Consider the following 25,513-nt stretch of genomic DNA (forward strand, 5'->3'; position numbering starts at 1 on the left):
TTACTGGTTCTTGCGTTAGGGTCTTATCAGTTTTTTTAAGAATATTGCTGGATAGCGCAGGGGATTAGTTTGGAGTGAGATGGAACATAGTGATTATGACAATTTTTATGATGTATTAAACGTAAGCGCATTAAAAAATAAAGACGTATTTGTCATGGCGGATGATGCTGGTATACCTGATATTCAGGATGAATATCAATCTGATAGCTGAAAATGTCTATGATGTTACGGTATTGTCACCAAAATTATTTATCTATAATAATGAAATTATAATACAACCTTTATTACCATCAGAGAGGTTTCGTGTTGGGTTAAGACCAGGACGTTCGTAGCGGGAGGCAGCCTGGCGCAGGCGGTAATGGATGCGGCGGTACCCTGCCTGGCAGAGGATATTCATAACCAGACGCTGAACGAGGACGGTTCGGTGAATGTGCAGCCGAACCTGATGGCGCATGCGGTGAATATAATTGCTATTGGCGAAGAGCCTTATTGGGGGATTGAATATAAGGTTAAACCTGACGGGAAGGTTGAAGTTTCAGGTGGTGCGGGGCTTGCTCTGAAAGGAGGAGCTGAGGTTAATAATGATTACTTCTCTATTTCTACAGGATACACCAAAGAGTTTGGTGTTAAGGCTGGAGCTTCTGTTGGTGTTGATTTTGGTCCATATTTCCCAGGGGTGTTTGGCAACTTAAATCGTGATTATTCAACTAGGACTGGTTTTGGTGCCGGTTCCGTAGGAATGTCTGGTGGAAAAGATGGTATCGGCTTTTCCTTTTCTGTTGGACCAAGCATTGGTTTTACAGGTTCTGCCACTGGTTCTCATGATGAAAAAATAGATCTAAACGGTGACTCCACTAAGGAAATATACCACTATGATTTGAAATGATATTATTCTTAATGCATCATCCTTCATGTTGCTATTGTTGTTGTTGCTGTGGGGAGGTTGTTTTTTTATTTTTGTTTATAGAAACCTTGGCAGCACTAAGGTAGGTAAGGATTCCTTGCTTTATTTTAATTATATGTTTTTTAAACGTAATTTTTTATCAAGCAGTGCATTGATTTTTCTTGTTCTTGGGTATGTGGCGGCGGCGATAGCTGAATGTCGAAGAGATTTTGATAATTTATCATTAGTATCTAATTTGTCAGGAGGGATATCATTTTTTCTCTTTGCAATGTATGGGAAGTATTTTTACCAAGGGTTAATTGATGATAAAAAACCATTTTTTTCATTAGGGTTTTTTTAACAAAATTAGACCTGTCCTTTGGTGCGATTTTTCTTTGGCTATCAAGACTGGCGTATATAAAATGGTTAATAATATTCATTAGCCATTAAATAACGGTTGAGAATAATTCTCTCGCTGATATCGCTCAGGCGCAGTCTGAAGGCAAGACGCTTGTGCAGAAGGCCGGTGAGTACGTTGAGGCCGAAAACGAGCGCTATAAGAAGGCCAGCTGTGGCGGCATGAGCGCCGAAACCTGCTCAGTGAAAATGTACAACGAGCGGCATGAAGCACTGAAAGCAACGGCTTCGCTGAACGTTGATTTTGTACCGATTGTGAGCGATATCAAGGATTTTGCGGAGGCGCATTCGGCTATTGACTATCTGGCAGCGGTGGTGGGTATTATACCGGGTGCAGATGATGTTGCCGGTAAGGTCATCAGGGCAGCAGAGACGGCGCTGAAGAAAGGGGACGTTGCTGATGGTTCAACGGAAGGTATTGGTCAGGGCGGGCCTAAAGCTGTTAGTTCTTTAAAAGAAGGAGCGAAATAATGCGCAACCCTCTCAGGTTAATTACTACCATATTGTTTGTCGTATTAATCGTCACCGTTGGGGTTTTTATTAGTCGAGCTTTATTCTATTTTATTGAAATTAGAAGCTTTAACATACCTTTCATTGATATATTAAAGTTTAGTCTTAAATCTGGTGTGGCAGGAGGATTAGTAGGTGGTGTAGGCATTTATCTTATTCCTTATTTTGCTACAAAAATGCCCAAGCGATAATATAGATATAATTGAATTCCGGCCTTAGTGCCGGAACTTTACTTTATAAACCAGCCAGTCACCCTTCATTCGCCAGCCGGATCACAGGATGCCGTTCCGGCTCTGGCGGGCCTCGCCAGCCCGCGCCCGGCAGACGGTTCACCAGGCCACAGACAAGCTATGACCCGTCTCCCGAAGCGATGTAAAAGCGGTAATGACAGCGCGTAAAGCACTGTTAATATGCACGGGAGCAGGCGTAATGCCAGGATGTGGCGGTAGCGTGCTCCGGGCCGGAAAAGCGCGTCGGGAAAAAAGTTGGAGTCCTGAAAACGTCTCAGCAAAAACTGCTTCTAACTGACGGAAAGCACAGGAAAAAAAGGTGTTCTTCGCCAGACTGTACACCGGGAAGCGTTGTTGTTGAGAATAATTCTCTCGTTGATATCGCTCAGGCGCAGTCTGAAGGCAAGACGCTTGAGCGGAAGGCCGGTGAGTATGTTGAGGCCGAAAACGAGCGCTATAAGAAGGCCAACTGTGGCGGTATGAGCGCCGAAACCTGCTCAGTGAAAATGTACAACGAGCGGCGTGAAGCGCTGAAAGACGCCGCCGCGTTCGTCGTGGATTTTGTGCCGGTGGCTGGGGACATCAAGAGCTTTGCGGAAGCGCAGAGTGCGCTGGATTATCTGGCGGCGGTAATCGGGGTTATACCAGGTGCAGGCGATGCTGCGGGTAAAGCTATCAAAGCTGCTGAAACTGCACTAAAGAAGGGAGATATTGTAGAGGCGTCTCGCCTGATAAATGAGGGTAGCCAACAGATTCAGCAAAAGCTAAAGATACCCAAATTTAGACAGAAAATAAGAAAAAAGAACCTGTATCTAATGCTTATGGACATTGGGACAAACATATACAGGAGTTTTCTGAGTTCCATAACTCAAAGCAATACGTTGAAGCGACGCATAGCTTTGTTAATAATCCCCCACTGTGAACATTATCTAAAGTGAGTCCTGGCGGTGAGACTGTATTCTATAATGATAAAAACACCTTTGCTGTAAAAACGGCTGATGGTGTGCCAAAAGCGATGTTCAGGCCAGATCCTGCCGATCATGGATTTAAAACAGATTTGGATTACTTTAATGCACAATAGTCATGAACTTAATGTATGTCGGGTGTGTGGTGCTAAACAACTAGAGCCGCCTTGGGGAGATGATGGACTAACTCCTGGCTATGAAATATGTGATTGTTGTGGTGTTGAATTCGGTTATGAAGATATGAATATTAATGCCTTAAAAAGATATCGAGAAAAATGGCTCAAAAAAGGAGCCGTTTGGTTTAAAGATAAGGAAAAACCAGCAGGATGGTCTTTAGATGAGCAGTTAAAGAATATACCTGAAACATACCGTTAGCTATAAAGTTAAGAATCTCAACCCTTGCGGTTGGGGTTTTTTTCTTGTCACTCAGTTAGTGGCCGTATTATCAGCTGCTCGCGCTCCACGGTATCGGCTGGCAAGATTATAGGCGGTGCAGTAATCGCGGAAATAGCGAACGATAAATATTAGTGGTTTGATATAAACAGTGATAAGAACAAGGTGTTACCTGAAAATAAGCAAAAAACCTGGGATTACCGGGGGAGTGCCTCAGCGGCTGTTACTGGTGGTCTGGCACCAAGGCGGGGTATATAGGCAAATGCTGGTATCACAGCGGTTGGAACCCTGTTTACTGATGGGCCTGATAAAGGTGCTTTAACTGGTGCAGGCGCTGGCTGGGCATTAGGCTCAGTCGTTAGCCTTGTTGCGCCATCTTTATTTAACTCTTTTTTGAGCTCCGGTTCAACTCCTGTTGGAGATATCATCGTTTCGATAGGGGCGAATTTGTTAGTAATGCTGTCAAGGATGAAGTAAATGAAGAAAAAAAATAGTCCCACCCTAGCTTTATTGTTTCTGAGTATTGCATATATGGTTTTCTGCTGTTTAATATTTTTTTCTCTAGCGTTGATAACTGTAAAACTTATCGTTAGCCATAACATGCATATTGAACAGTCAGAGATTAAAAAAATTTTGGTTGCCAGCACAATAGCAGGAACAGCGGCGACCCTAAAATCATGGGTTTTCGCCAAAATTGACGAACGTAAAGCCCGAAAATATCCCCCATCAGATTCCTGATAAACAGCGGCCCCGGCTTAATCAGGCCGGGGTGTTTTGATCTGCCGAACACTATTTGGTCAAGCCGATAATCAACTGCCATGCCGCCGGAATCAGCTTTGTTGCCGTGGCGGCGGGCAGGATTCGGGGATGATACTAAAGGCGCTATACGGAAAACCACGAAGCAATATTAAGGGCAAAGTATCTACCAAGCTCAAAATAAAACTGATACGGCTATGGCTGGTGTCATAGCTGCGGCACAGGGCAACTCAGCGCTGTCCGGTGCGGCGGCCGCAGCCACCACGGTGTCGATGGGTGAAGCCATCAAAAAGGCACTGTATGGTAATGTGCCTGTCAGTCAGCTGAATGAGGAGCAGAAGCAGACGCTGGTCGCGCTGGGCACGGTTGCAGCAGGGCTGGCTGGCGGCATTATCGGTAATTCAACGGCTGATGCGGTCGCAGGCGCCCAGGCTGGCCAGAATGAAATCAGTAACAATATGTTTAGCGCGGGCATGTTGCAGTAGATGCGGGCACTGACGAAGAAAGTCAAAGAGGGGATGGACGCGGCCTGTCTGGCGAATACCAGCTGCATGTTGATGGCGGTGGTTGCGGCTCAACAGAACGGTGACAGCGACAATAGCGGTTCCACGCCAAATGTTGGTAAGGATCTGACTGATGCTGAGAAAACTGAGCTGGCTGGTGCCGGATCGGGTACTCCAACTCCCCCTGAGAATGATCCCAAGCAAAAGAATGATAAACAGCTTTAGCAGCTTAATCAAAAACAGGAAAGTGCTATTAGAAAGATCGACAACACTATAAAAAATGCCCTGAAAGACCATGATATAACCGGAACATTAAAGGACATGGATGGCAATCCTGTACCTAAACAAGATGGAGGTTACTGGGATCATATGCAGGAAATGCAAAATACTCTCAGGGGATTAAGAAATCATGCGGATACATTAAAAAATTTAGACAATCCTGAAGCACAGGCTGCATATGGCAGAGCTACCGATGCTATTAATAAAATTGAATCTGCTCTGAAAGGACATGGAATATGACGACGTTCCGTATTTTGATAGGAAATATCAATAAAAGTAATGATATAAGCCAGAAATCTTCTCTTGAAGAATGGTTCGAAAGAATTCTCGATATGCCTATTGAAGATCTAGAAGTAGAAGATGTTTGTCGCGCCATAAGACAAAAAATATGTATTGACCAGCTATTACCTAAGATATTAACTATTTTGAAAGAAGATCCTCTTGCAGGTGAGTTTTATGACGGTGAGCTTATATCATCTTTATCGACAATAACCGAAAATGATTTAAAAATTAACAAAGAAACATTTATTGAAATAAGGGGTGTCATAAACGAATTAGATCCTTCAGATATAAGTGACGATCTAAGAAAAGACATTTCAAAAATAAATCAGATAACACTATAGCAAAATCCCCGGCAATGAGCCGGGGTTTTACTTTATAACCCGTTCCGGAGAACAACAACGCCATCGGCGCCAGCCTATCTTACGGCAGCCAGTCCTTCACCTCCAAATGCTTAATGACCTGTCCGGTAAGAATCAGTCGGTAGCGGATAGCGTTAAGGCGCTGATGAGCAGTGAATGGTCTGCGGTAGCTGATACCATCATACAGGCGACCGAAGTGAACTAAATAGCGTTGGAAGCGACGAACGGGATGCTGGCCGGGGTAATATTGCCGGGTAAGAAATTTCCGGGAGTCGTAAACCGTATTGAAACGGTGCTTAAAGCTGAAAAGAATTGGGAAGTAGCCAGAAATAAAGCCATGAATATAGTCGATGATTTAGGTACTGATTCAAATTCTGTTATTGGTCAGTTAGAAGTAAGTGCTGGCAATGAAAAAGTTGTTAGTCGTAAATCCAGTGATGGCAAGTTAGGTAGTGTGTTGATTATGACCCAGAGAAAGGGACGCACATTAGTATATCGGATTATTCGAAAAGCAAATAACCTGGTAAAGCAGTTAAAACAGTCATACCTTTTTAAAGTGATGAAAAGACTTTTGAAACCATATTGAAATAATTAAACAGGTAGAAATAATGACTTTATTTGACGAGTGTAAAGAAGCATTGTTATCTGATTTTCACTTGGTTATCGGTGATGAGAATGATAAAGCTATTGACTTGCTTAATAAATACCCTGTTACCATAGGGGGAGTTGTATGGAATGAGATGGAGCATAATGATTATGATAATTTGTATGATGTATTAAACGTAAGCGCAGTAAAAAATCAAGACGTATTTGTCCTGGCAGATGATACTGACATACCGATATTCAGAACGAATATTAAGCTGATTGCTGAAAATGTCTATGATGTTACGGCATTGTCACCAAAACTATTTATTTATAATAATGAAATTATAATACAACCTTTATTCCCATCCGAGAGGTTTCGTGTTGGGTCAAGACCTGGACGTTCGTGACGGGAGGCAGCCGGGCGCAGGCGGTAACGGGCGCGGCGGCACCGTACCTGGCAGAGGTTATTCATAACCAGACGCTGAACGCGGACGGTTCGGTAAACGTGCAGGCGAACCTGATGGCGCACGCGGTGGTGGGGGCGGTGACGGCTTACGCGGCGGGTCTCGCGGGCAGATAGCGGGCGAGGGGGACCCGGCCGCGCTGGCCGGCAAAGGCTATCGTTGCATCTCTGGCTGGTGCATCTGGGCTGAAGAGTGTGGCAGAGAAAGCAGTGGGGAACGCGGCGGCTGAACAGCCTTCAACATCTGAAAGAGTATCAGCCCTGGTACTGGCTTATCCGGCAGTTTGTGCCAGCAGAAATCGGGCCAGCGTCTGGATCTGTTATAAGATTTACTTTGTTCGCAGCCGCCTCCATAAAAAAACCGCCCGCAGGCGGTGTTTTAGTCAGCTCAGCGCATAGCGCTACTCGCGCGTTTTGCCCTCTTCAATAAACTCTTCATCAATCTCTTCGGCGTTATCGCGGTTATCGCGACCGGAGAGGAGATTCCAGCAGGCGATGAACAGAGCGGCAATCAGCGGGCCAATCACAAAGCCGTTGATGCCGTAGATTTCCATGCCGCCCAGCGTGGCGATCAGGATCATATAGTCCGGCATCTTGGTGTCTTTGCCCACCAGCAGCGGGCGCAGAATGTTATCTACCAGGCCGACAATCACCACAAAGAAGCCGACTAGGAAGAGGCCTTTCCACAGCGCGCCGGTGGCAAAGAAAAAGATCGCTGCCGGTACCCAGACGATGGCGGATCCGACCGCCGGGATAAGCGACAGAAACGCCATCAGCGCACCCCACAGCAGGCTGCCGTCGATGTCAGTGATCCAGAAAGCAAAGCCGCCCAGTACACCCTGAACAATTGCCACTACCACGGTTCCTTTCACCGTCGCGCGCGACACCGCAGCAAACTTCATCAGCAGATGATGCTTCACATAGGTGGAGAGCGGCAGCGCTTCGAGGATTAGCCCCACCAGCCAGGCACCATCTTTCAGCAGGAAGAACAGTAAATAGAGCATCACGCCAAAGCTCACGGTAAAGGTAAACGTGCCTTTACCAATCAGCAGCACGCTGCCCGCCATATACTGACCACCTTTCAGCGCGAACTCAGAGAGCTTTTGCTGAATCTGGGTAGAGTTGTTGAGATCGTGGTCGGCCAGATAGCGCTGCGCCCAGCCCGGCAGATGCTGCAGCAGCTCAGCAAACACCGTCGGAAACTGCGCTGAATTATTCTGCAGCTTGACGTAAACGGTATTGATCTCCACCACCAGCGATGAGGTAATGATCGCCAGCGGCGTAAATACAATCAGACAGATAATCAGCAGCGTGACAAAAGAGGCAAGCCCGTTACGGTCGCCCATTTTACGCCGCAGCAGCACCTTTAGCGGGGCAAAAATCACCGCCAGGATAGCCGCCCAGAGAATGGCAGAGAAATAAGGTGACAGCACATCAAAAAAGGCGATGGTGACAATCGCCAGGATAAGAATAAAGAAACCGATATTTAAGCCTTTAACACGCATTCCATAGCCTCGCAAATAAACGTAGCGAAAGAACTATAGAACGGCTGGCGCAGAATGTAATCTGTTTCACATGATTGAATGCAGTAACGGATAAAAATCTGTCCTGAGCCTGCGCTAAACCGGAGAACCCTATGCTTGAACTGCGACCTAACTGTGAGTGGTGCGATGCCGATTTACCGCCGGAAAGCGCGGAGGCACGTATCTGCTCATTTGAATGCACGTTCTGCGCAACCTGCGCTGAGCATGTTCTGCTGCAGCGCTGTCCGAACTGCAGCGGCGAACTGGTCCGTCGCCCGATACGACCTGCCGCAGCGCTGGTGCGGCATCCGGCTTCTCTGCTGCGGCACATCCGGCAGCCGTAATTCCGGCGCGCGCAATGAGTGACCAGCAGATAATTAATTAAGCTGCTTATAATGTTATCCGCAGTGAAACCAGAGAGCAGAAAGGGCAGTTATTTTCCTGTTGCCAGCCCCAAAAGGTAATTATTTTAATTTTATGTTTTCTTTAAGTTTTTAATTCCGCCACTGGCGTGAGGTCAGAGCACTGACCTTATTTATAAGCAGCGTTAATCTGCCTGGCAGCGTTAAGTAATATTCCTAAATCCGATCAATTTTATTTATTGTTTTAGCGGTGAAGTGTTATTCTGCGCGCGCAATGCTGGTGATGTGGCGTTGTGTGCTTCAGTTTTACCCTCTGATTTGCAGGGTTTCCCTGTTTCTGAATAATGAAACATTTTTATTTACCCGATCCCTGCGGTCGGGTTTTTTTATGTTTTTTTCTCTGCGGTACTTATTTGTATCCGGCCGGACATCTTCGTTAAGAAAGCGCTAAGGCAGTGTAATTTACTGTAATAATGAGGTTTTTAAGAATGAAAGAACTATTATTCGCTGCGTGACTGGTTAATAGTCTCTGCCGGCAGCGCACTTATTGCTGCTGTGATGGAGACCATGATGAAAAAAATTAAAACGCAGATCGCTATTACCCTTATTGCATGCAGCACGCTGTTTTCTGCGCTGAGTCAGGCAGAAGGTCCTGGCGGTCCCCGCTGGAATACACATGAAAGCCAGCACGCATCCGGGCGGGAAGCCGATCGCCGTGGGCCAGATAATGAGCGTCACGGCGAGCGGGGCGGGCCGGAAGGGCATCATCACGCTGACCGTTTTGCCTGGCAGGGGCATGAGTTCCGGCGCGGCCAGCCGATGCCACCCGCCTATCGCGGTGCCGGATACCGCGTGGATAACTGGCGCGATCGCGGCCTTACCGCACCGCCGCGCGGTGAGCACTGGGCCTTTATCGACGGCAATTATGTGCTGGTAGCGGCTGCAACCGGCATCATCACCGCCATATTACTCAACGGCGCCTTCGATTAATCTCTTGCCGGGAGGAACCACGCCTCCCGCTATCCTTCTGCTTTTACCCTTTGCCAGGCTATTCTGTGAGCTACCGCTAATACACATGTGCTAAGGAGTGATGATGGCCGCAGTAAAAATGGTAGCAGTGGATATGGATGGCACCTTTCTGGATGACCGTAAGCAGTATGACCGTCCGCGGTTCATGGCCTGCTACCAAATGATGAAACAGCGCGGTATCCGGTTTGTCGTCGCCAGCGGCAATCAGTATTACCAGCTGAAATCCTTTTTTCCGGAAATAGCCCATGAGATCGCGTTTGTTGCGGAGAACGGTGCGTGGATCCTCGATAGTGAAGAGGAGCTTTTCTGCGGTGCGTTCAGCCGTGAGGCGGTGTATGCCGTACTGGATACGCTGCAGCAGGGTAACTATCCCGGCCTGCGCTTTCTTATCTGTGGTCGCAACAGCGCCTACTACTTTGCCGGTGCGGACGCGCAGTGGCTGCAGAAGATGCGGCATTATTGTCACCGCCTGCGGCCCATTGAGACGCTGGATGAGATTGCCGACGATCGACTGTTTAAATTTGCCCTGAACCTCTCTGATGACTATGTGCCGGTTTTAATGGCAGACATTGAGCGGCTGCATCAGGGATCGGCTGCGGCCACCTCCAGCGGCCACGGCTCAGTAGATTTGATTGTGCCTGGCCTCCACAAGGCCAACGGACTGCGTCTGCTGCAGCAGCGCTGGGGAATTGAGAGCAGCGAAGTCCTGGCATTCGGCGATGGCGGCAACGATCTGGAAATGCTGACGCAGTCGGGATTTAGCTTTGCGATGCAGAACGCGCCGGCGCGGGTGAAAGCCGCGGCGCGCTATGTCACCGCGGATAATAATCATGCTGGCGTGCTGCAGGTCATTGAGCAGATGCTGGCGGGTGAGGGCCCGTTCGCCTGAGCAGAGCGCGCCGGCAGGCTCAGAGCACGCGCCACGCCTGAACAAGCATGTCGGTCATCTGCGCGCTGTTATAGGTTACCCGGCTATTTTTACTGTTGGCGCGTGCGACAATCCAGTCCACCTCTGTGGCAGAGATCGCAGGTCCCTCCTGCCAGAACGGCACAATAGCGTGCTGCTGCAGCCAGGCTTTCAGCGCCAGCGGGGCAGGCGCAGAGGCGCCGGGCATCAGCTGCGCCGCAAACGTGCTCATCAGGCGCTGCTGTTCAGGGTGGGCGCTTTCTGCCAGCTGATCCAGAAACGGAAACAGCAGGCGGCCGCAGGCTTCACCATGGTGAATCGCTTTGATCGCCCCCAACTCGCCTGCGATGCCATGGATCACGCCCAGGCCGGCGCTGCTCAGGCAGAGGCCGCCCAGCCAGGACGCCATCATCATTGCCTCACGCGCCTCGTCACCCTGCCGGTCAGCGCGGTTCAGGTAAGGCCAGGCCTGAAAAAAGAGCCGCAGGCCGCTGAGCGCCATCTGCTGAGTAAATACGTTGCCTTTCTTTGACAGGTACGCTTCGAACAGATGCGTAAAGGCGTCAATTGCGCAGGTAGCGAGGACGCTATCAGGTGCGCCGCGCAGCAGGTCGGGATCGAGAATCGCGACGGAAGGAACAAAGTTTGGATGGCGCAGCGACGCTTTTATTTTGATGTGCTGCTGATCGGTGACCACAGCGTTTTGCGTGACTTCACTGCCGGTGCCGGCGGTAGTGGGGATGGCGATCAGCGGCAGCGTGTCGCCCTGCACCGGTGTATCCCCCACTTTTTCCAGGTAGCGCGCCGTCGGCAGCGGATGCTCTATCATGGCGCAGAACGCTTTTGCCGCATCCAGCACGCTGCCGCCGCCAATCGCCACCACCCGTTTAACCCGTCCGCGCCAGCGCGCGACCCAGAGGTCAATCTCTTCCGGAGAAGCTTCATGACTGACGATTTCATAGTCCTGTATAGCGTGTTGCAGCTCACCCTTCAGCTGCTGCCACGTCTCGCTATTGAGAAATGAGCGGCCGCAAAACAGCAGCGCAGGCTGCGGATCCTCAGCCAGCAGCGCGGGCAGAGTGCGAATGCTGCCGCGTCCGCACAGGGTTCGCTGGTTACTGTAAAGTGCAATCAGGTTCTCACTCACCTGTCTATCCTTTCAAATGATTTCAGGCAGCCAGTGTAGCGAAAAGCGCTGCTGACGCAGGTATAAACGCCGGTAGCTTAATGAGCAAAAGTTGATCGCCTTCGCAAAAACGAAATTCAGCCCGCTGCTCTGATGTTACCGGCCCGGTGTTGCCCTTAACATGATACCGGTAACAGTATGACGCATTTCGCAACATCCGGCCGCATCTGGCCGATCCGGTAGTACAACGCAACCCGCTGGCAACTGACGCCGCGCGTAAAAAGTGGAGAATAACCATGCCATTACTCTATGTGGCCATCGGCGTAGCGCTGCTGCTGCTGCTGATGATTCGCTTCAAACTTAACGGCTTTATCGCGCTGATTCTGGTGGCGCTGGCGGTGGGCATGATGCAGGGCATGCCGGTCAATAAAGTGATCGGCTCAATCAAAACCGGCGTAGGCGGGACACTTGGCAGCCTGGCGCTGATTATGGGCTTTGGAGCCATGCTGGGCAAGCTGCTGGCTGACTGCGGCGGCGCGCAGCGTATCGCCACCACCCTGATTGCAAAATTTGGTGAGAAGCATATCCAGTGGGCACTGGTGCTGACCGGTTTTACCGTGGGCTTTGCGCTGTTTTATGAGGTAGGGTTTGTACTGATGCTGCCGCTGGTATTCAGTATCGCTGCCTCAGCGCGCGTGCCGCTGCTTTACGTCGGCGTTCCCATGGCAGCCGCGCTCTCGGTAACGCACGGTTTTCTGCCGCCGCATCCGGGTCCGACCGCGATCGCGACGCTGTTTAACGCTGATATGGGTAAAACGCTGCTTTACGGCACGCTGCTGGGGATCCCTACCGTGATTCTGGCTGGCCCGGTGTATGCGCGTTTTCTGAAAGGCATCGATAAGCCAATTCCGGAAGGGCTGTGGAATCCCAAAACCTTTACAGAAGCAGAGATGCCAGGATTTGGCGTCAGCGTCTGGACCGCGCTGGTGCCAGTGATCCTGATGGCATTGCGTGCGGTGGCTGAGATGCTGCTGCCGAAAGGACACGTACTGCTGCCTTACGCTGAATTTTTTGGCGACCCGATTATGGCAACGCTGATCGCCGTTCTTATCGCTATTTTTACCTTCGGTCTGAATCGCGGACGCAGCATGGATGAGGTGATGGGCACCATCACCGACTCCATCAAGATCATTGCAATGATGCTGCTGATTATTGGCGGTGGCGGAGCCTTTAAACAGGTGCTGGTAGACAGCGGCGTGGATAAATATATTGCGGGCATGATGCATGCGACCAATCTGTCGCCGATTTTTATGGCCTGGTCGATTGCGGCGATCCTGCGTATTGCGCTGGGTTCAGCCACGGTTGCCGCCATTACGGCTGGCGGGATTGTTGCACCGCTGATCGTGACCAGTGGTGCCAGCCCTGAGCTGATGGTGATAGCAGTAGGCTCCGGCAGCGTTATCTTCTCGCACGTTAACGATCCCGGCTTCTGGCTGTTTAAAGAGTATTTTAATCTCACCATCGGTGAGACTATCCGATCGTGGTCGGCGCTGGAGACGATTATTTCCGTATGCGGTCTGGCAGGCTGTCTGCTGCTCTCTGCTGCGCTGTAATGCTTATAACGGGCCACAGAATTGTGGCCCGACAGCCTTAATGTGGCTGCTTAAAACCCGCTTTTACCATCTGCTCGTGCAGTGCACGGGTAATTTCATAATTCCCCCCCGTTATTGGGTAGATGACATTATTTACCACATCATCCACACAGGGCTCATCAAACTCCTGCATGGTCAGCTGTGTACCGCCTTCATCGTTAATAGCGATACTCCCTTTAATATGGCTGCCGACCTCCTTCGCCTTCAGGCTATAACGTCCCATGCTGGTATTAATCGTACTCATAATTTCTCCTCGTTTCGCTAACAGAGATAACCATTGAGGCCCGTCACAGGCGCTTTAAGTTTAGCGCGTCGAAATCTGTAAAGAGCGCCTGCAGGGCCAGTTAATGGCTGAGCTGCGACCCTGCTCGCAGAAATAGCACGGGCTTATTCACCTGGCCGGTGAAGCGAAACGCGTATCGGCAGCGTGCGGCGCGTTCAGGATATTCAGCTATACTCATCGGCGGATGCATAAATTTTCAAACTGAAGGAGCGAATAATGAAAATATTTCTGTGGATCATTGCGATTGTCTTTATTGTCGGGCTGCTGACTATTACGGGTGTATTCAAGCTGATTTTCTGACGTGTTCAGGCACCTGCGGGTGCCTGAAATTGTTATCGCGCATAACGTACAATAGCCTCTCTGACGGCTATTTCAGGCGGTTTAACATCCGAACTGTTTAGCGGCTTTCTGCATACGGCACAGCGTGCGCCGTGATGAGTTGCCGGCTCTGAAGCTTCACTCCGCTGGCACGTATAAAAGAATTTTTTACTGCCGCACTGGCTGCAACAAATCGTCACCGTTTCTCTCCCTGTTCCCTCCCGGAAAATAAGAAATATCGCAATCAGACCCTGGCTTCAAATGATTAATTCTGTTTATCTGTATGGTGGCAGGCAAAATTTACGTTATTTTATGATAAATAACATTTTTTTGCTTTTAGCCGATTTTCAAAACTGCACTTTATGTCACAAAAGCACTTTTTCTGATTCGTTTAACTGCGGTTTTATTCGTAACGGCCTTCGCAGGTACAATAGGCCCTTGCATGCGCGTTATTTCAGGCTATATCTGAAAAGGATTACCGCTACTTTTGGCAATTTCAGACGCAAAAATGCAGCAATCACTTTTGCAGAGCTGGCTACAGAGGTTCTGCACGCTATTAAATTTTGCAATAACAGGGTTTTATCCGTGAATCGACACGTTTCAGCAGCCATGTCGGGCTGCGTGTTGACCTTACTGGTCTCATTTTCTGCCTCAGCCGCTACGGCAGGCGCCGCGCTTAAAGCGGGATGGAATAGTTTCAGCGATAATGTGGCTCAGACCTGGTCTGCGCCGCAGCATTACGATCTTTATGTGCCTGCCATCACCTGGCACAACCGCTGGACGTATGATGATGCGCACATCAGAAAATATAACGAACGGCCGTGGGGGGCAGGGGGCGGCATCTCGCGCTGGGACGATAAGGGTAACTGGAACGGGCTCTACGTGATGGCGTTTAAAGACTCCTTCAACAAGTGGGAACCGATTGCCGGCTATGGCTGGGAAGCGACGTGGCGTCCGCTGCAGGATCAGCGTTTTCATCTGGGAGCTGGCTATACGGCTGGCTTCACCGCGCGCGATAACTGGAAATATATTCCGGTGCCGCTGGTGCTGCCGCTGGCATCCGTAGGCTACGGACCCGCCACGTTTCAAATGACTTACATTCCCGGTACTTATAACAACGGCAACGTCTATTTTGCCTGGCTCAGATTCCAGTTTTAAGCGAGCACATAAGTGCAAAAGTGTGATGCAAAGACAAAAATCCGATATTTATCACTTTTTCATCAATTCGGACTGGACAAATGCCACTGCAATTGCTGTACTAGATGACGACACAGTTTAGTGTCCATTTTTCATGTAAAGGTAATATAGATGTCCAAGATCAAAGGTAACGTTAAGTGGTTTAATGAGTCCAAAGGATTCGGTTTCATTACTCCAGAAGATGGCAGCAAAGATGTATTCGTACACTTCTCTGCTATCCAGAGCAACGGCTTCAAAACTCTGGCTGAAGGTCAGCGTGTAGAGTTTGAAATCACCGACGGCGCTAAAGGCCCATCTGCTGCTAACGTTACCGCTCTGTAAGTTAACAGTCAGAATTTTAAAAACCCGCCTGATGGCGGGTTTTTTTTATTCTTTTTTCAGTTCTGCCACCAGGTGATCAGCCAGGCGGCTACCACTACCGCAGCAAAAGTCAGTGCCAGCATCTCTTCCGAAGAACGTGGGATCCAGTTTTTCATTCTACTCGCCTCAGATGTGATTTCCCTCAGCATGCCAAAGCAAGATTAAGTCAGCCTTAAGCTCAGATGACAGAAATATGACGCCACAGAGTGCGCTTAATGCTTCACAAACCAGAGTTTTAACCACTGCCGCTTGCAGCTTTTCCCGTTCACAGGCTATATAAACATCAGCCCGATACAAGGAGAAGCACTATGCATATACGTGAGGCGCGGCCTGATGACTGTTTCGCCCTGAGCGCGCTGCTGGCTGAGCTTGGCTATAGTGGCACTGAGCACTTTATTGAAGCGCGGCTGGTGCAGCTTTGTACTCATCAGGATGAGATCCTGCTGGTGGCTGAACACGGAACGCAGGTACTGGGATTTTTGTCGCTGCATTTTATTCCGCAGCTGGCGCTGGCAGGTGATTTTGCCCGCATCAGCTACTTTTGCATTGCTGAAGGTGAACGCAGTAAAGGCAGCGGCCAGCAGCTGCTGTCCCACGCTGAACAGCTGGCGCGGCAGCGAGGTTGCGATCGTATGGAGGTGCACTGTCACGCTTCGCGGCTTAAAGCTAATCAGTTTTACGCACGTGAAGGCTATGTGGAGTCACCGCGCTACCATACAAAAGATCTCTGTTAGCGCACCGGTATCGGAGGAGAGACAATGAGAGCGGCAATGGGGCAGTTCGCCGTCAGCAGCGAATGGCAGGAGAATATCGTCACCTGTCGCGATTTGATGCAGCGTGCGCGGGCAGGAGGAGCCGATCTGCTGGTGCTGCCGGAAGCGGTACTGATGCAGGACAGAGAGCATCCCGATCGTATTCTGCAGGCGGCCCAGCCACTTGATGGGCCGTTTGTCAGCGCGCTGCTGGCTGAGAGCGCAGAGAACAGCCTCACCACGATTATGAGCGTGCACGTACCGGCTGCCGCAGGAAAAACGCAAAATGTGCTGATCGCCCTGCGTAATGGCAGGATCATTGCGCACTACGCCAAGCTGCATCTCTATGACGCCTTTGCGATGCAGGAATCACAGCGCGTTACAGCAGGCAGCACTATCCCGCCGCTGATTGAGGTCGCCGGCATGAAGGTCGGGCTGATGACCTGCTACGATATCCGTTTTCCTGAGCTGGCGCGACGCCTGGCGCTTGACGGGGCAGAGGTACTGGTGCTGCCCGCTGCGTGGGTCAGAGGGCCGCAGAAAGAGCGTCACTGGGCGTTACTGACGGCGACCCGGGCGCTGGAAAACACCTGTTATCTGGTCGCCACTGGTGAATGCGGGCCGCGTAATATTGGCAACAGCATGACGATCGATCCGCTGGGGGTGACGATCGCGCAGGCTGCTGAATCTGCCACGCTGATCTTCGCCGATCTTGAGGCGGAGCGACTCGCTTACGCACGCCGCATTTTGCCGGTGCTGGAGAACCGTCGCTTTGCCGCGCCGCAGCTGCGTCAGGAGTGACCGATCCGATCTTACTCTGTTACAGAATTCTGTTGAGTGCCGGCGCAGAGTGCGCGTTAATAAAGGCTGTCCGTTATACGTGAGAGCTGAAGGTAGAGTATGGAAGGTATCAGTATTGCCAAGCTGCTGATTATCGGTGCACTTATTGTTCTGTTATTTGGTACCAATAAGCTGCGTTCGCTGGGCGGTGATTTAGGATCGGCGATCAAGGGTTTTAAAAAAGCCATGAAAGACGACGACAGCACCGTTGCAAAGAGCAGTGCAGATGAGATCCCGGCAGAGCGCGTCAGCCATAAAGAGTAAAGGCGTGCCCGGGCCGCACAACTGTAACAAGTTGTGATGAAAAAAAACCAGACTCACAGAGGCTGGTTTTTTTGTATCAGGAGGATGTCAGCAGAGGATTATTTTACTTCCAGTCCTTTAGCCTGCATATCCGCATGGTAAGAAGAGCGCACAAACGGGCCGCAGGCGGCGTGAGTGAAGCCCATCGCCATCGCTTCTTCTTTCATCTCATCAAATTCCGCCGGGCTGACATAGCGCTGTACCGGCAGATGATGGCGGCTCGGCTGCAGATATTGTCCCAGCGTCAGCATGGTCACACCGTGACGGCGCAAATCGCGCATCACTTCCACGATCTCCGCGTTGGTTTCGCCCAGGCCCACCATCAGGCCCGATTTGGTCGGAATATCAGGATGCGCCTCTTTAAAGCGCTCCAGCAGCTTAAGTGACCACTCATAGTTAGCGCCGGGACGCACCTGACGGTAAACGCGCGGCACGTTTTCCAGGTTGTGGTTAAACACGTCAGGCGGCGTGGCGGTGAGGATCTCCAGCGCACGATCCATACGCCCGCGGAAATCAGGGACCAGCGTTTCAATTTTGATGCTGGGACTCTTCTCACGAATAGCCGTGATGCAGTCAGCAAAGTGCTGTGCGCCGCCGTCACGCAGATCGTCACGATCGACAGAGGTGATAACCACATACCGCAGCGCCATATCGGCAATGGTCTGCGCCAGCTTCAGCGGCTCGTTCGCATCAGGGGCGTTAGGACGACCGTGTGCCACGTCGCAGAACGGGCAGCGGCGGGTACAGATGGCGCCAAGGATCATAAAGGTGGCGGTGCCGTGGTTAAAACACTCTGCCAGGTTAGGGCAGGACGCTTCTTCGCAAACAGAGTGCAGGCCATTTTTGCGCATCGCAGCTTTGATGCCCTGGATGCGGCTGGAGTCAGCCGGCAGCTTGATCTTCATCCACTCCGGCTTACGCAGAATTTCGTCGCGCTCGGTGACCACGGTTTTCACCGGAATCAGCGCCATTTTGTCGGCATCGCGATACTTGACGCCGCGTTCCATCTGAATTGGTTTACTCATAAATCTGCAGGTTCCGATCGGGATTGCGATTTGAAAGCTTCCTCACTCAAACTGAGAACCAGGCTTTCAACTTTTTTTGAAAAATTTGCAAAAATTATATCATCTCGCCGCTGCAGAAGCAGCCGCTATGCGGTGAGAAAGGTTACAATTTTGTAAATACGCACGCACAGACAAGGTCAGTCCGCGCTTTCATCCTGCCACGCCATCTCTTCAAATCCCGTCAGACGTGCGAAGTGTGCCACCAGACGCGGACGCACATCAGCTGGCATAGCGTCAGGCCGGAACCGGCTCAGCTGCGTCATCTGCATCCCGGCATAGCCGCATGGATTGATACGCAGAAACGGAGCCAGATCCATCGCTATATTCAGCGCCAGCCCGTGGAATGAACAGCCTTTACGGATACGTAGTCCGAGTGAACAGATTTTGTCATCACCCACATAGACGCCGGGCGCATCTGCGCGCGCGCGCGCCGTCACGCCGTACTCTGCCAGGGTGGCAATGACGGTCTCTTCCAGTGCCGTAACCAGCTCGCGCACGCCCAGCCTGCGCCGCTTAATATCCACCAGCACGTACATGATCTGCTGCCCCGGGCCGTGATACGTCACCTGACCGCCGCGATCGCTCTGCACCACCGGGATATCGCCCGGCATCAGCAGGTGTTCAGCTTTACCAGCCTGTCCCTGCGTAAAGACCGGCGCGTGCTCAACCAGCCAGAGCTCATCGGGCGTTTCCGCATTGCGGGTATCGGTGAAGTGATGCATGGCATCGGAGACGGGCTGCCAGTCGCGCAGGCCGAGGTTGCGTACAAGAAGCGTATTTGCAGACACAGCGGAGGTCCGGTAAAGAGGGAAAGCCTGAGTATAACGCTGGCAAAGCGGGCTTTGCCAGCGCCGGTGTTACAGTACCATGCGCACGATATCGATGTTACCCAGCTCTTCATAGAGCGTTTCAACCTGCTCAATATGGGTCGCGTTAATAGTAATGGATACAGAGTGATAGTTGCCTTTGCTGCTGGGCTTTACATCAGGTGTATAGTCGCCAGGCGCATGCCGCTGCACCACTTCAACCACTTGATCAACCAGCTCTGGCTGCGCCAGTCCCATAACTTTATAGGTAAACGGGGTAGGGAATTCGAGCAGTTCATTCAGTTTGGTTTTCATATTGGCTCCGGTGCTTAAAAAAACAGGCTCCCGCCTGGGCGAGAGCCTTGATCATATCTTATTTATGGGCGAGCTGGTGGTTTTTCAACCGTAAATCAGCCAAACCAGTGATGGAACATCAGTTTGATGTAGTCGATGATACGGCCAAAGAAACCGCCTTCCTCAACTTCATTCAGTACAACCAGCGGACGCTGTTCAACCGTTTTACCATCCAGCTGGAAGTTAATGCTGCCAACCACCTGGTTTTTCTTCAGCGGCGCGTGCAGTTCGGTGTTGTTCAGCACATAGCTCGCTTTCAGATCTTTCATCCGGCCGCGCGGGATAGTCAGATAGGCATCTTTCTCCACGCCCAACTGAACGCGATCGGTATTACCGAACCAGACCGGTTCAGAAGCAAACTCTTTACCCGCTTTCAGGGGTGCCACGGTTTCAAAGAAGCGGAAGCCCCAGGTCAGCAGCTTTTTGCTTTCGGTCTCGCGTCCTTTAAAGGTGTGACCGCCCATTACGGCGGAGATCAGGCGCATCTGGCCTTCGGTGGCAGACGCCACCAGATTGTAGCCCGCGGCTTCAGTATGGCCGGTCTTGATGCCGTCCACCGCCAGACTGCTGTCCCACAACAGGCCGTTGCGGTTCATCTGACGAATATTGTTAAAGGTGAACTCTTTTTCACGATAGATAGCATACTCATCCGGCACGTCGCGGATCAGCGCCTGACCAATCAGCGCCATATCGCGCGCGGAGCTGTACTGGCCGTCAGCATCCAGCCCATGTACCGTCTGGAAATGGGTGTTTTTCAGACCCAGCGCCCCGACATAGTTATTCATCAGGTTAACAAACGCGTCCTGACTGCCAGCCACATAATCCGCCATTGCGACACAGGCGTCGTTACCGGACTGCAGCACGATGCCGCGTGTCAGCTGGGAGACCGGCACGCGATCGCCTGGCTTAAGGAACATCAGCGATGAGCCTCTGAATACCGGGTTGCCGGTAGCCCAGGCGTCTTTACCCACGGTAACAATGTCATCCTGATGGATTTTACCGGCTTTAACCGCCTGACCAATGACGTAGCTGGTCATCATTTTCGTCAGGCTGGCGGGATCGCGGCGCGCATCGGCGTTTTTTTCGGCCAGCACCTTACCGGAGTTATAGTCGATTAGTACATAAGCCTCAGCATCAATGTCCGGCACGCCCGGAATCATAGTTTTGAGATTGATATCATCAGCAAAGGCAACATGGCTGAGAGAGAGGGCGACCAGTGATCCCACTGTCAGGCGTTTCAGCAAACGAGAAGGTTTCAGCGTATTCATGTTAAGGACTACAACATCCGTGGGGTTAGGGTGAAAAAAGTGCCTTACTATAGCAAATGCGGGATCGGGCAGCATCCCGCATTGCCGGTCAGTTTTAGCCGTAAATGTTACTGTCCGTCACTATCAGGGACGGGCTGTGGTAATAAAGGCGTTAATCTGCGCTTCGGTACTGAGGCGCTGCTGCAGCGCTGCGGCGTCAGCCCGACGGGCAAAGCTGCCAAGCTGAACACGATAGACATTACCGCTGGTCTCAACCTTACCCGGCACGCCGAAGCGCTTACCGAGCGTGCTGGCCAGCTGCTGCGCGCGACCCGCATCGTTCAGCGCGCCAGCCTGAACAACAAAGCTGCCGCTGGCCGGTGCGCCCGCGCTGGCCGCGGCGGCGGTAGCAGCAGGTGCCGCTACCGCGGGTGCTGGCGCAGGGGCCGGAGACGGCTCGCTGCCCTCCAGCACGCCGGTTGCTAACGGCTGCGGCGCGCCCAGAAAGCCGCTGCTCTGTACCGGCGCACCCAGGCTGTCGTCGCCCTGCAGCGAACGGTTATCAACCTCGCGTACGTCTGATTCTGTCGGCTGTGGCGCACTGCCGCCGTTCATCACATTGCCGCCGCTGAGATCGGGACGGGCAGGCAGCGCATAGCTCTGCTTCGCCACCCTGGTGCCAATTGTACCAGGGCCGGAGAGTGAGCCATCAGGCGCAACGTTGATAAAATCGACCCGCACACGGGTGTTATTAGAAATGTTCAGACGATCGCCGGCGGCGCGTGACAAATCGATAATGCGCCCGGGCATGTAGGGGCCGCGATCGTTAACGCGCACCACAATCTGCCGGCCGTTCGCCATATTGGTAACGCGTACGTAGCTCGGCAGTGGCAGGGTAGGGTGCGCAGCGGTCAGTGCATCAGGATCGTAAGTTTCACCGATAGCGGTACGGTTGCCTTTAGCCTCATCGCCATACCAGGTTGCCAGGCCAACTTCGCTGAAGTCAGATGGATTTTTGACCACGCGCCAGGTTTTGCCATTCACGCTGTAATCCTGGCTGGTAGCCGGATTAATCGGTTCATAGCGCGGCTCAACGCCCGGGATCTCCACTACCGGACCGTTATACGCCGGCTGTGGCGGCGGCGTATTTGTTTGCGGTTCCTGTGTGGTACAGGCACTTAATACCAGTGACGCCAGTGCAACCCCAAGCCAGTCCTTACGCATGTGCAGCCTCTTAAACGCTTTTAGACAACATTTTTCGATGAGTATGGATCGACATGACAATGCCGAACCCCGCCATTAATACGATCAGCGCCGAACCGCCGTAACTGACCAGCGGCAGCGGTACGCCAACCACCGGTAAGATACCACTTACCATGCCGATATTAACGAAAACATAAACAAACAGAATCAGCATTAATCCGCCTGACATCACGCGACCAAACGTGGTTTGCGCCCGTGCGGCGATGATCAGGCCGCGCATAATCAGCAGCAGATAGAGCAGCAGCAGCAGCAGCACGCCGACCAGGCCCAGCTCCTCTGCCAGCACGGCAAAGATAAAGTCGGTATGGCGCTCCGGCAGAAACTCCAGCTGTGACTGCGTGCCGTGCAGCCAGCCTTTACCGCGCAGCCCGCCTGAGCCGATAGCTATTTTGGACTGAATAATGTGATACCCCGCGCCGAGCGGGTCGCTTTCGGGATCGAGCAGCATCATCACGCGATCGCGCTGGTAGTCATGCATCAGGAAAAACCACAGCACCGGAATAAAGGCCGCAACCAGCAGCACCGCAACGCCAATCAGTTTCCAGCTCATACCGGACAGGAAGAGCACAAACAGGCCGGAAGCGGCGATCAGAATAGAGGTGCCGAGGTCGGGCTGTGCGGCCACCAGCAGCGTGGGCATAAAGATCAGCACCAGCGCGATGCCGGTATTTTTCAGCGTGGGCGGACAGACGTCGCGGTTAATAAAGCGCGCAACCATCAGCGGCACGGCAATTTTGGCGATCTCTGACGGCTGAAAGCGGACGAATCCAAGATCCAGCCAGCGCTGTGCGCCTTTACTGATATGACCAAAGGCGTCAACGGCTATCAGCAAAATCACGCAGACAATATAGAGATAGGGCGCCCAGCTCTCATAAACGCGCGGCGGAACCTGCGCCATGACCAGCATAATCACCGTGCCCATGGCAATCTGACCCAGCTTACGCTCCATCATGCCCGGATCCTGCCCGCTGGCGCTCCAGATCACAATGGCGCTGTAGGTCAGCAGCGCGAGAATAATTAACATAAACAGCGGGTCGATATGGATACGCGTCCAGATCGTCCTTTTCTGCGGACTATCGTTCATCGACATGATTATTCACCTTCGTAGCCGGGCGGCGTCGGGGCGGCTTCAGGCAGCACCGTATTATTGTCACCCAGCATTATGTGATCGAGGATCTGGCGCATCACGGTTCCCACCGCCGGGCCGGCACCACCGTTCTCCAGAATGATGGTCACGGCCACCCGCGGTTTGTCGTACGGCGCAAACGCGGTCATAAGTTTGTGATCGCGCAGGCGCTCGGCAATTTTATGCGCGTTATAGGTCTCATTCTCTTTCAGACCAAATACCTGGGCGGTACCTGATTTGGCAGCAATCTTATAGGGCGCATCAGCAAAGCTTTTGTGCGCAGTCCCGTTAGGCCGGTTGGCGACGCCATACATGCCATCTTTGGCAATTTCCCAGTACCCGGAGTGAATATCGCCAATCGGCGCATCAGGCGGCTGACGATAAGGCACCATGGCGCTGCCCTCACGCGTAGCGCGCAGCAGATGCGGCACTTTGATCACGCCGTCATTAATCAGGATCATCATCGCTTTGTTCATCTGTACCGGCGTAGCGGTCCAGTAACCCTGTCCGATGCCGACCGGAATGGTGTCACCCTGATACCAGGGCTTTTTAAAACGCTTCATTTTCCAGTCGCGCGTCGGCATGTTACCGGCGCTCTCCTGCGGCAGGTCAATACCGGTGCGATGACCATAGCCAAATTTAGTCATCCACTCGGAGAGGCGATCGATGCCCATATCGTAGGCGACCTGATAGAAGAACGTATCGGCTGACTCTTCCAGCGATTTGGTCACGTTAAGACGGCCGTGGCCCCACTTTTTCCAGTCGCGATAACGCTTTTCAGAACCGGGCAGCTGCCACCAGCCAGGATCAAACAGGCTGGTATTACGGTTAATGACCCCCGCGCTCAGCGCTGATACCGCTACGTAAGGTTTTACCGTTGAGGCGGGCGGATAGGCAGCCTGCAGCGCACGGTTATAGAGCGGCCGGTTTTCATCACTGAGCAGCGCCTTGTAATCTTTACTGGAGATCCCATCGACAAACAGGTTGGGGTCGTAGCTTGGCGTGGAGACCAGCGCCAGGATCTCACCGGTGCGCGGATCGCTGACGACTACCGCCGCCCGGCTGCCGGTCAGCAGCGTTTCAATGTACTGCTGCAGCCGCAGGTCAACGGTCAGCCAGATATCGCGGCCCGCCTGCGGGGATTGCTCATGCAGCTGGCGTATCACGCGTCCGCGGTTATTGACCTCAACCTCTTCATAGCCGGTTTTGCCATGCAGCACATCTTCGTAGTAGTTTTCGATACCGAGCTTGCCAATATCATGCGTGGCGGCATAGTTAGGCCACTTGCCCTCTTCATCAAGGCGTTTTACGTCACGATCGTTGATTTTCGATACGTATCCCACAACGTGGGTCAGCGTCTGACCATAAGGATAATAGCGGCGCTGGTAGCCTTTAACTTCCACGCCGGGAAAGCGGTATTGATTCACGGCAAAACGTGCGACCTGTACTTCATTCAGGCCGGTTTTTACCGGAATAGAGGTAAAGCGACGCGAGCGCTTGCGCTCTTTTTCAAAAGCGTCGATATCGTCGTCAGTCAGATCCAGCACTGGTCGCAGCGCCTGCAGCGTCTGCTTAAGGTCGTCAACTTTTTCCGGCACCAGTTCAGCCTGGTAAATCGTGCGGTTCAGCGCCAGCGGAACGCCGTTGCGATCGTAGATGATGCCGCGACTCGGGGCGACCGGCACCAGCTTGATACGGTTTTCATTCGAGCGGGTGCTGTAATCATCAAAGCGCAGGATCTGCAGATGATAGAGGTTGAAAACCAGCACGCAGGAGAGCAGCAGAATGCCGATGAACGCCACAAGGGCGCGGCGGACAAACAGTTTTTGTTCGGCAGTGTAATCGCGAAAAGCGTTGCTCTGTAGTTTCATCCGCTGCGTTTTTATCTGGAGGTTGTCGGGCGTTTATTCACGATGATAAGGGTGATTCGTGGTGATACTCCAGGCGCGGTATAGGCTCTCAGCAACCAGCACGCGTACCAGCGGATGAGGCAGCGTCAGCGCCGACAGCGACCAGCTCTGTTCAGCAGCGGCTTTACACGCCGGAGCCAGGCCTTCAGGACCACCAATCAGCAGGCTGACATCACGACCATCCAGCTTCCAGCGCTCCAGCTGCTGCGCCAGCTGCGGGGTCTCCCACGGCTGTCCGGGAATGTCGAGCGTGACAATACGATTGCCTTTGCCTGTTGCCGCCAGCATCGCTTCACCTTCTTTTTCCAGAATGCGTTTGATGTCAGCGTTTTTGCCGCGTTTCCCGGCCGGAACTTCAGTCAGCTCAAACGGCATATCTTTCGGAAAGCGCCGCAGATACTCCATAAAACCGGTCTGAACCCAGTCGGGCATTTTGGTGCCAACGGCTACAAGTTGCAGTTTCACT

General features: G+C 52.0%; 31 protein-coding genes and 3 pseudogenes. 22 read left to right on the top strand and 12 right to left on the bottom strand.

Annotation, left to right across the window (positions count from 1 at the left end):
- Window positions 1–79: 79 nt before the first annotated feature.
- The 7 genes from C1Y41_RS20325 to C1Y41_RS01095 all read left to right on the top strand — a co-directional run bounded on the left by C1Y41_RS20325 (window position 80) and on the right by C1Y41_RS01095 (window position 3,380).
- Window positions 80–211, top strand: coding sequence for a hypothetical protein (locus C1Y41_RS20325; protein WP_255402022.1), 132 nt, complete (start codon window positions 80–82; stop codon window positions 209–211).
- 147 nt (window positions 212–358) lie between these two features.
- Window positions 359–886: a polymorphic toxin type 25 domain-containing protein gene (locus C1Y41_RS01070; RefSeq protein ID WP_104084646.1), complete on the top strand. Its 528-nt coding sequence runs from the start codon at window positions 359–361 to the stop codon at window positions 884–886.
- Window positions 887–911: 25 nt separating this feature from the next.
- Entirely contained in the window at window positions 912–1,244 is a 333-nt protein-coding gene (locus tag C1Y41_RS01075) for a hypothetical protein (protein ID WP_233207402.1), read from the top strand.
- A 152-nt stretch (window positions 1,245–1,396) separates the two neighbouring features.
- The gene (locus C1Y41_RS01080; protein ID WP_223811762.1) at window positions 1,397–1,771 is read left to right on the top strand and encodes a hypothetical protein; all 375 of its coding nucleotides are present in this window, start codon (window positions 1,397–1,399) and stop codon (window positions 1,769–1,771) included.
- The gene (locus C1Y41_RS01085) at window positions 1,771–2,001 is read left to right on the top strand and encodes a hypothetical protein (protein ID WP_104084647.1); all 231 of its coding nucleotides are present in this window, start codon (window positions 1,771–1,773) and stop codon (window positions 1,999–2,001) included. The genes C1Y41_RS01080 and C1Y41_RS01085 overlap by 1 nt, the downstream gene beginning before the upstream one ends.
- A gap of 248 nt (window positions 2,002–2,249) precedes the next feature.
- On the top strand, window positions 2,250–2,978 hold the full coding sequence (locus tag C1Y41_RS20155; protein WP_223811763.1) for a hypothetical protein: 729 nt from the start codon (window positions 2,250–2,252) through the stop codon (window positions 2,976–2,978).
- Window positions 2,979–3,080: 102 nt separating this feature from the next.
- Window positions 3,081–3,380, top strand: a complete 300-nt coding sequence (locus C1Y41_RS01095) for a hypothetical protein (protein ID WP_223811764.1) — start codon at window positions 3,081–3,083, stop codon at window positions 3,378–3,380.
- Window positions 3,381–3,595: 215 nt separating this feature from the next.
- Here C1Y41_RS01095 and C1Y41_RS19965 read toward each other — a convergent pair whose 3' ends face one another.
- On the bottom strand, window positions 3,596–4,090 hold the full coding sequence (locus C1Y41_RS19965) for a hypothetical protein (protein ID WP_158249854.1): 495 nt from the start codon (window positions 4,088–4,090) through the stop codon (window positions 3,596–3,598).
- 261 nt (window positions 4,091–4,351) lie between these two features.
- Between C1Y41_RS19965 and C1Y41_RS20385 the strand changes: the two genes are divergently transcribed.
- From C1Y41_RS20385 to C1Y41_RS19970, 6 genes and pseudogenes are all read left to right on the top strand, one after another.
- Window positions 4,352–4,639: a VENN motif pre-toxin domain-containing protein gene (locus C1Y41_RS20385; protein ID WP_104084649.1), complete on the top strand. Its 288-nt coding sequence runs from the start codon at window positions 4,352–4,354 to the stop codon at window positions 4,637–4,639.
- Between the two features lie 120 nt (window positions 4,640–4,759).
- Window positions 4,760–5,176 (top strand): annotated as a pseudogene (locus tag C1Y41_RS20395) (polymorphic toxin type 28 domain-containing protein); the annotation flags it as partial.
- Window positions 5,173–5,559, top strand: a complete 387-nt coding sequence (locus C1Y41_RS01115; RefSeq protein WP_094112221.1) for a contact-dependent growth inhibition system immunity protein — start codon at window positions 5,173–5,175, stop codon at window positions 5,557–5,559. The pseudogene C1Y41_RS20395 and the gene C1Y41_RS01115, both read left to right, overlap by 4 nt.
- Before the next feature lie 298 nt (window positions 5,560–5,857).
- Window positions 5,858–6,132: pseudogene (locus C1Y41_RS20080) on the top strand (hypothetical protein); the annotation flags it as partial.
- Window positions 6,133–6,185: 53 nt separating this feature from the next.
- Window positions 6,186–6,569 carry a hypothetical protein gene (locus C1Y41_RS01125; RefSeq protein WP_104084650.1) on the top strand — a complete coding sequence of 128 codons (384 nt, stop codon included), beginning with the start codon at window positions 6,186–6,188 and terminating at the stop codon, window positions 6,567–6,569.
- Window positions 6,566–6,727 (top strand): annotated as a pseudogene (locus C1Y41_RS19970) (filamentous hemagglutinin); the annotation flags it as partial. The gene C1Y41_RS01125 and the pseudogene C1Y41_RS19970, both read left to right, overlap by 4 nt.
- Window positions 6,728–7,026: 299 nt before the next feature.
- Here the strand turns inward: C1Y41_RS19970 and C1Y41_RS01130 are convergent.
- The gene (locus C1Y41_RS01130; RefSeq protein ID WP_104084651.1) at window positions 7,027–8,130 is read right to left on the bottom strand and encodes an AI-2E family transporter; all 1,104 of its coding nucleotides are present in this window, start codon (window positions 8,128–8,130) and stop codon (window positions 7,027–7,029) included.
- Between the two features lie 131 nt (window positions 8,131–8,261).
- Between C1Y41_RS01130 and C1Y41_RS01135 the strand changes: the two genes are divergently transcribed.
- The 3 genes from C1Y41_RS01135 (at window position 8,262) to C1Y41_RS01145 (ending at window position 10,428) form a co-directional block, all read left to right on the top strand.
- Entirely contained in the window at window positions 8,262–8,492 is a 231-nt protein-coding gene (locus C1Y41_RS01135) for a DUF1272 domain-containing protein (protein ID WP_104084652.1), read from the top strand.
- A 588-nt stretch (window positions 8,493–9,080) separates the two neighbouring features.
- A complete protein-coding gene (locus C1Y41_RS01140; protein ID WP_104084653.1) occupies window positions 9,081–9,500 on the top strand; it encodes an RcnB family protein in 420 nt (139 codons plus the stop codon).
- 103 nt (window positions 9,501–9,603) lie between these two features.
- Window positions 9,604–10,428, top strand: a complete 825-nt coding sequence (locus C1Y41_RS01145) for a Cof-type HAD-IIB family hydrolase (RefSeq protein WP_104084654.1) — start codon at window positions 9,604–9,606, stop codon at window positions 10,426–10,428.
- A 19-nt stretch (window positions 10,429–10,447) separates the two neighbouring features.
- Here C1Y41_RS01145 and C1Y41_RS01150 read toward each other — a convergent pair whose 3' ends face one another.
- Window positions 10,448–11,593, bottom strand: a complete 1,146-nt coding sequence (locus C1Y41_RS01150; RefSeq protein ID WP_104084655.1) for an iron-containing alcohol dehydrogenase — start codon at window positions 11,591–11,593, stop codon at window positions 10,448–10,450.
- Between the two features lie 275 nt (window positions 11,594–11,868).
- On the opposite strand from C1Y41_RS01150, the gene gntT reads away from it, so the two are divergent.
- Window positions 11,869–13,185: a gluconate transporter gene (gene gntT, locus C1Y41_RS01155; protein WP_039383106.1), complete on the top strand. Its 1,317-nt coding sequence runs from the start codon at window positions 11,869–11,871 to the stop codon at window positions 13,183–13,185.
- 37 nt (window positions 13,186–13,222) lie between these two features.
- Here gntT and C1Y41_RS01160 read toward each other — a convergent pair whose 3' ends face one another.
- Window positions 13,223–13,468 carry a hypothetical protein gene (locus C1Y41_RS01160; RefSeq protein WP_104084656.1) on the bottom strand — a complete coding sequence of 82 codons (246 nt, stop codon included), beginning with the start codon at window positions 13,466–13,468 and terminating at the stop codon, window positions 13,223–13,225.
- Window positions 13,469–14,434: 966 nt separating this feature from the next.
- On the opposite strand from C1Y41_RS01160, the gene pagP reads away from it, so the two are divergent.
- From pagP to tatE, 5 genes are all read left to right on the top strand, one after another.
- A complete protein-coding gene (pagP, locus tag C1Y41_RS01170; RefSeq protein ID WP_083429514.1) occupies window positions 14,435–14,983 on the top strand; it encodes a lipid IV(A) palmitoyltransferase PagP in 549 nt (182 codons plus the stop codon).
- A gap of 150 nt (window positions 14,984–15,133) precedes the next feature.
- Complete coding sequence (gene cspE / locus C1Y41_RS01175) at window positions 15,134–15,343, top strand: transcription antiterminator/RNA stability regulator CspE (protein WP_010615627.1); 210 nt, start codon at window positions 15,134–15,136, stop codon at window positions 15,341–15,343.
- A 347-nt stretch (window positions 15,344–15,690) separates the two neighbouring features.
- Window positions 15,691–16,116 (top strand): GNAT family N-acetyltransferase, encoded by a 426-nt coding sequence (locus C1Y41_RS01180; RefSeq protein ID WP_071668974.1) that lies wholly within the window; start codon window positions 15,691–15,693, stop codon window positions 16,114–16,116.
- Window positions 16,117–16,140: 24 nt separating this feature from the next.
- Window positions 16,141–16,935 carry a deaminated glutathione amidase gene (locus C1Y41_RS01185; RefSeq protein WP_104084658.1) on the top strand — a complete coding sequence of 265 codons (795 nt, stop codon included), beginning with the start codon at window positions 16,141–16,143 and terminating at the stop codon, window positions 16,933–16,935.
- Window positions 16,936–17,034: 99 nt separating this feature from the next.
- Window positions 17,035–17,238, top strand: a complete 204-nt coding sequence (gene tatE, locus C1Y41_RS01190; RefSeq protein WP_039383119.1) for a twin-arginine translocase subunit TatE — start codon at window positions 17,035–17,037, stop codon at window positions 17,236–17,238.
- 98 nt (window positions 17,239–17,336) lie between these two features.
- Here tatE and lipA read toward each other — a convergent pair whose 3' ends face one another.
- The 8 genes from lipA to rlmH all read right to left on the bottom strand — a co-directional run bounded on the left by lipA (window position 17,337) and on the right by rlmH (window position 25,512).
- On the bottom strand, window positions 17,337–18,302 hold the full coding sequence (lipA, locus tag C1Y41_RS01195) for a lipoyl synthase (RefSeq protein WP_039383121.1): 966 nt from the start codon (window positions 18,300–18,302) through the stop codon (window positions 17,337–17,339).
- Between the two features lie 176 nt (window positions 18,303–18,478).
- Window positions 18,479–19,129 (bottom strand): lipoyl(octanoyl) transferase LipB, encoded by a 651-nt coding sequence (gene lipB / locus C1Y41_RS01200; RefSeq protein ID WP_104084659.1) that lies wholly within the window; start codon window positions 19,127–19,129, stop codon window positions 18,479–18,481.
- A 69-nt stretch (window positions 19,130–19,198) separates the two neighbouring features.
- Entirely contained in the window at window positions 19,199–19,462 is a 264-nt protein-coding gene (ybeD, locus tag C1Y41_RS01205) for a DUF493 family protein YbeD (protein WP_039383125.1), read from the bottom strand.
- A 95-nt stretch (window positions 19,463–19,557) separates the two neighbouring features.
- On the bottom strand, window positions 19,558–20,769 hold the full coding sequence (dacA, locus tag C1Y41_RS01210) for a D-alanyl-D-alanine carboxypeptidase DacA (protein WP_039383127.1): 1,212 nt from the start codon (window positions 20,767–20,769) through the stop codon (window positions 19,558–19,560).
- A 123-nt stretch (window positions 20,770–20,892) separates the two neighbouring features.
- Window positions 20,893–21,972, bottom strand: a complete 1,080-nt coding sequence (gene rlpA / locus C1Y41_RS01215; RefSeq protein ID WP_104084660.1) for an endolytic peptidoglycan transglycosylase RlpA — start codon at window positions 21,970–21,972, stop codon at window positions 20,893–20,895.
- 10 nt (window positions 21,973–21,982) lie between these two features.
- On the bottom strand, window positions 21,983–23,095 hold the full coding sequence (gene mrdB / locus C1Y41_RS01220; protein WP_039385756.1) for a peptidoglycan glycosyltransferase MrdB: 1,113 nt from the start codon (window positions 23,093–23,095) through the stop codon (window positions 21,983–21,985).
- 8 nt (window positions 23,096–23,103) lie between these two features.
- On the bottom strand, window positions 23,104–25,008 hold the full coding sequence (mrdA, locus tag C1Y41_RS01225) for a peptidoglycan DD-transpeptidase MrdA (RefSeq protein WP_071668977.1): 1,905 nt from the start codon (window positions 25,006–25,008) through the stop codon (window positions 23,104–23,106).
- Between the two features lie 33 nt (window positions 25,009–25,041).
- The gene (gene rlmH / locus C1Y41_RS01230; RefSeq protein ID WP_071668978.1) at window positions 25,042–25,512 is read right to left on the bottom strand and encodes a 23S rRNA (pseudouridine(1915)-N(3))-methyltransferase RlmH; all 471 of its coding nucleotides are present in this window, start codon (window positions 25,510–25,512) and stop codon (window positions 25,042–25,044) included.
- Between the last annotated feature and the right edge of the window lies 1 nt (window position 25,513).

It is taken from the genome of Pantoea sp. ICBG 1758 (genome assembly GCF_002928325.1).
Classification (GTDB): domain Bacteria; phylum Pseudomonadota; class Gammaproteobacteria; order Enterobacterales; family Enterobacteriaceae; genus Pantoea; species Pantoea eucrina.

What these genes read in the sequence shown, in the direction of transcription:
- C1Y41_RS20325 (WP_255402022.1), top strand. Translation starts at nt 80, where the DNA reads ATGGAACATAGTGATTATGACAATTTTTATGATGTATTAAACGTAAGC.
- C1Y41_RS01070 (WP_104084646.1), top strand. Translation starts at nt 359, where the DNA reads ATGGATGCGGCGGTACCCTGCCTGGCAGAGGATATTCATAACCAGACG.
- C1Y41_RS01075 (WP_233207402.1), top strand. Translation starts at nt 912, where the DNA reads ATGTTGCTATTGTTGTTGTTGCTGTGGGGAGGTTGTTTTTTTATTTTT.
- C1Y41_RS01085 (WP_104084647.1), top strand. Translation starts at nt 1,771, where the DNA reads ATGCGCAACCCTCTCAGGTTAATTACTACCATATTGTTTGTCGTATTA.
- C1Y41_RS01095 (WP_223811764.1), top strand. Translation starts at nt 3,081, where the DNA reads ATGGATTTAAAACAGATTTGGATTACTTTAATGCACAATAGTCATGAA.
- C1Y41_RS20385 (WP_104084649.1), top strand. Translation starts at nt 4,352, where the DNA reads ATGGCTGGTGTCATAGCTGCGGCACAGGGCAACTCAGCGCTGTCCGGT.
- C1Y41_RS01115 (WP_094112221.1), top strand. Translation starts at nt 5,173, where the DNA reads ATGACGACGTTCCGTATTTTGATAGGAAATATCAATAAAAGTAATGAT.
- C1Y41_RS01125 (WP_104084650.1), top strand. Translation starts at nt 6,186, where the DNA reads ATGACTTTATTTGACGAGTGTAAAGAAGCATTGTTATCTGATTTTCAC.
- C1Y41_RS01130 (WP_104084651.1), bottom strand. Translation starts at nt 8,130, where the DNA reads ATGCGTGTTAAAGGCTTAAATATCGGTTTCTTTATTCTTATCCTGGCG.
- C1Y41_RS01135 (WP_104084652.1), top strand. Translation starts at nt 8,262, where the DNA reads ATGCTTGAACTGCGACCTAACTGTGAGTGGTGCGATGCCGATTTACCG.
- C1Y41_RS01140 (WP_104084653.1), top strand. Translation starts at nt 9,081, where the DNA reads ATGAAAAAAATTAAAACGCAGATCGCTATTACCCTTATTGCATGCAGC.
- C1Y41_RS01145 (WP_104084654.1), top strand. Translation starts at nt 9,604, where the DNA reads ATGGCCGCAGTAAAAATGGTAGCAGTGGATATGGATGGCACCTTTCTG.
- gntT (WP_039383106.1), top strand. Translation starts at nt 11,869, where the DNA reads ATGCCATTACTCTATGTGGCCATCGGCGTAGCGCTGCTGCTGCTGCTG.
- C1Y41_RS01160 (WP_104084656.1), bottom strand. Translation starts at nt 13,468, where the DNA reads ATGAGTACGATTAATACCAGCATGGGACGTTATAGCCTGAAGGCGAAG.
- pagP (WP_083429514.1), top strand. Translation starts at nt 14,435, where the DNA reads ATGTCGGGCTGCGTGTTGACCTTACTGGTCTCATTTTCTGCCTCAGCC.
- cspE (WP_010615627.1), top strand. Translation starts at nt 15,134, where the DNA reads ATGTCCAAGATCAAAGGTAACGTTAAGTGGTTTAATGAGTCCAAAGGA.
- C1Y41_RS01180 (WP_071668974.1), top strand. Translation starts at nt 15,691, where the DNA reads ATGCATATACGTGAGGCGCGGCCTGATGACTGTTTCGCCCTGAGCGCG.
- C1Y41_RS01185 (WP_104084658.1), top strand. Translation starts at nt 16,141, where the DNA reads ATGAGAGCGGCAATGGGGCAGTTCGCCGTCAGCAGCGAATGGCAGGAG.
- tatE (WP_039383119.1), top strand. Translation starts at nt 17,035, where the DNA reads ATGGAAGGTATCAGTATTGCCAAGCTGCTGATTATCGGTGCACTTATT.
- lipA (WP_039383121.1), bottom strand. Translation starts at nt 18,302, where the DNA reads ATGAGTAAACCAATTCAGATGGAACGCGGCGTCAAGTATCGCGATGCC.
- ybeD (WP_039383125.1), bottom strand. Translation starts at nt 19,462, where the DNA reads ATGAAAACCAAACTGAATGAACTGCTCGAATTCCCTACCCCGTTTACC.
- dacA (WP_039383127.1), bottom strand. Translation starts at nt 20,769, where the DNA reads ATGAATACGCTGAAACCTTCTCGTTTGCTGAAACGCCTGACAGTGGGA.
- rlpA (WP_104084660.1), bottom strand. Translation starts at nt 21,972, where the DNA reads ATGCGTAAGGACTGGCTTGGGGTTGCACTGGCGTCACTGGTATTAAGT.
- mrdB (WP_039385756.1), bottom strand. Translation starts at nt 23,095, where the DNA reads ATGAACGATAGTCCGCAGAAAAGGACGATCTGGACGCGTATCCATATC.
- mrdA (WP_071668977.1), bottom strand. Translation starts at nt 25,008, where the DNA reads ATGAAACTACAGAGCAACGCTTTTCGCGATTACACTGCCGAACAAAAA.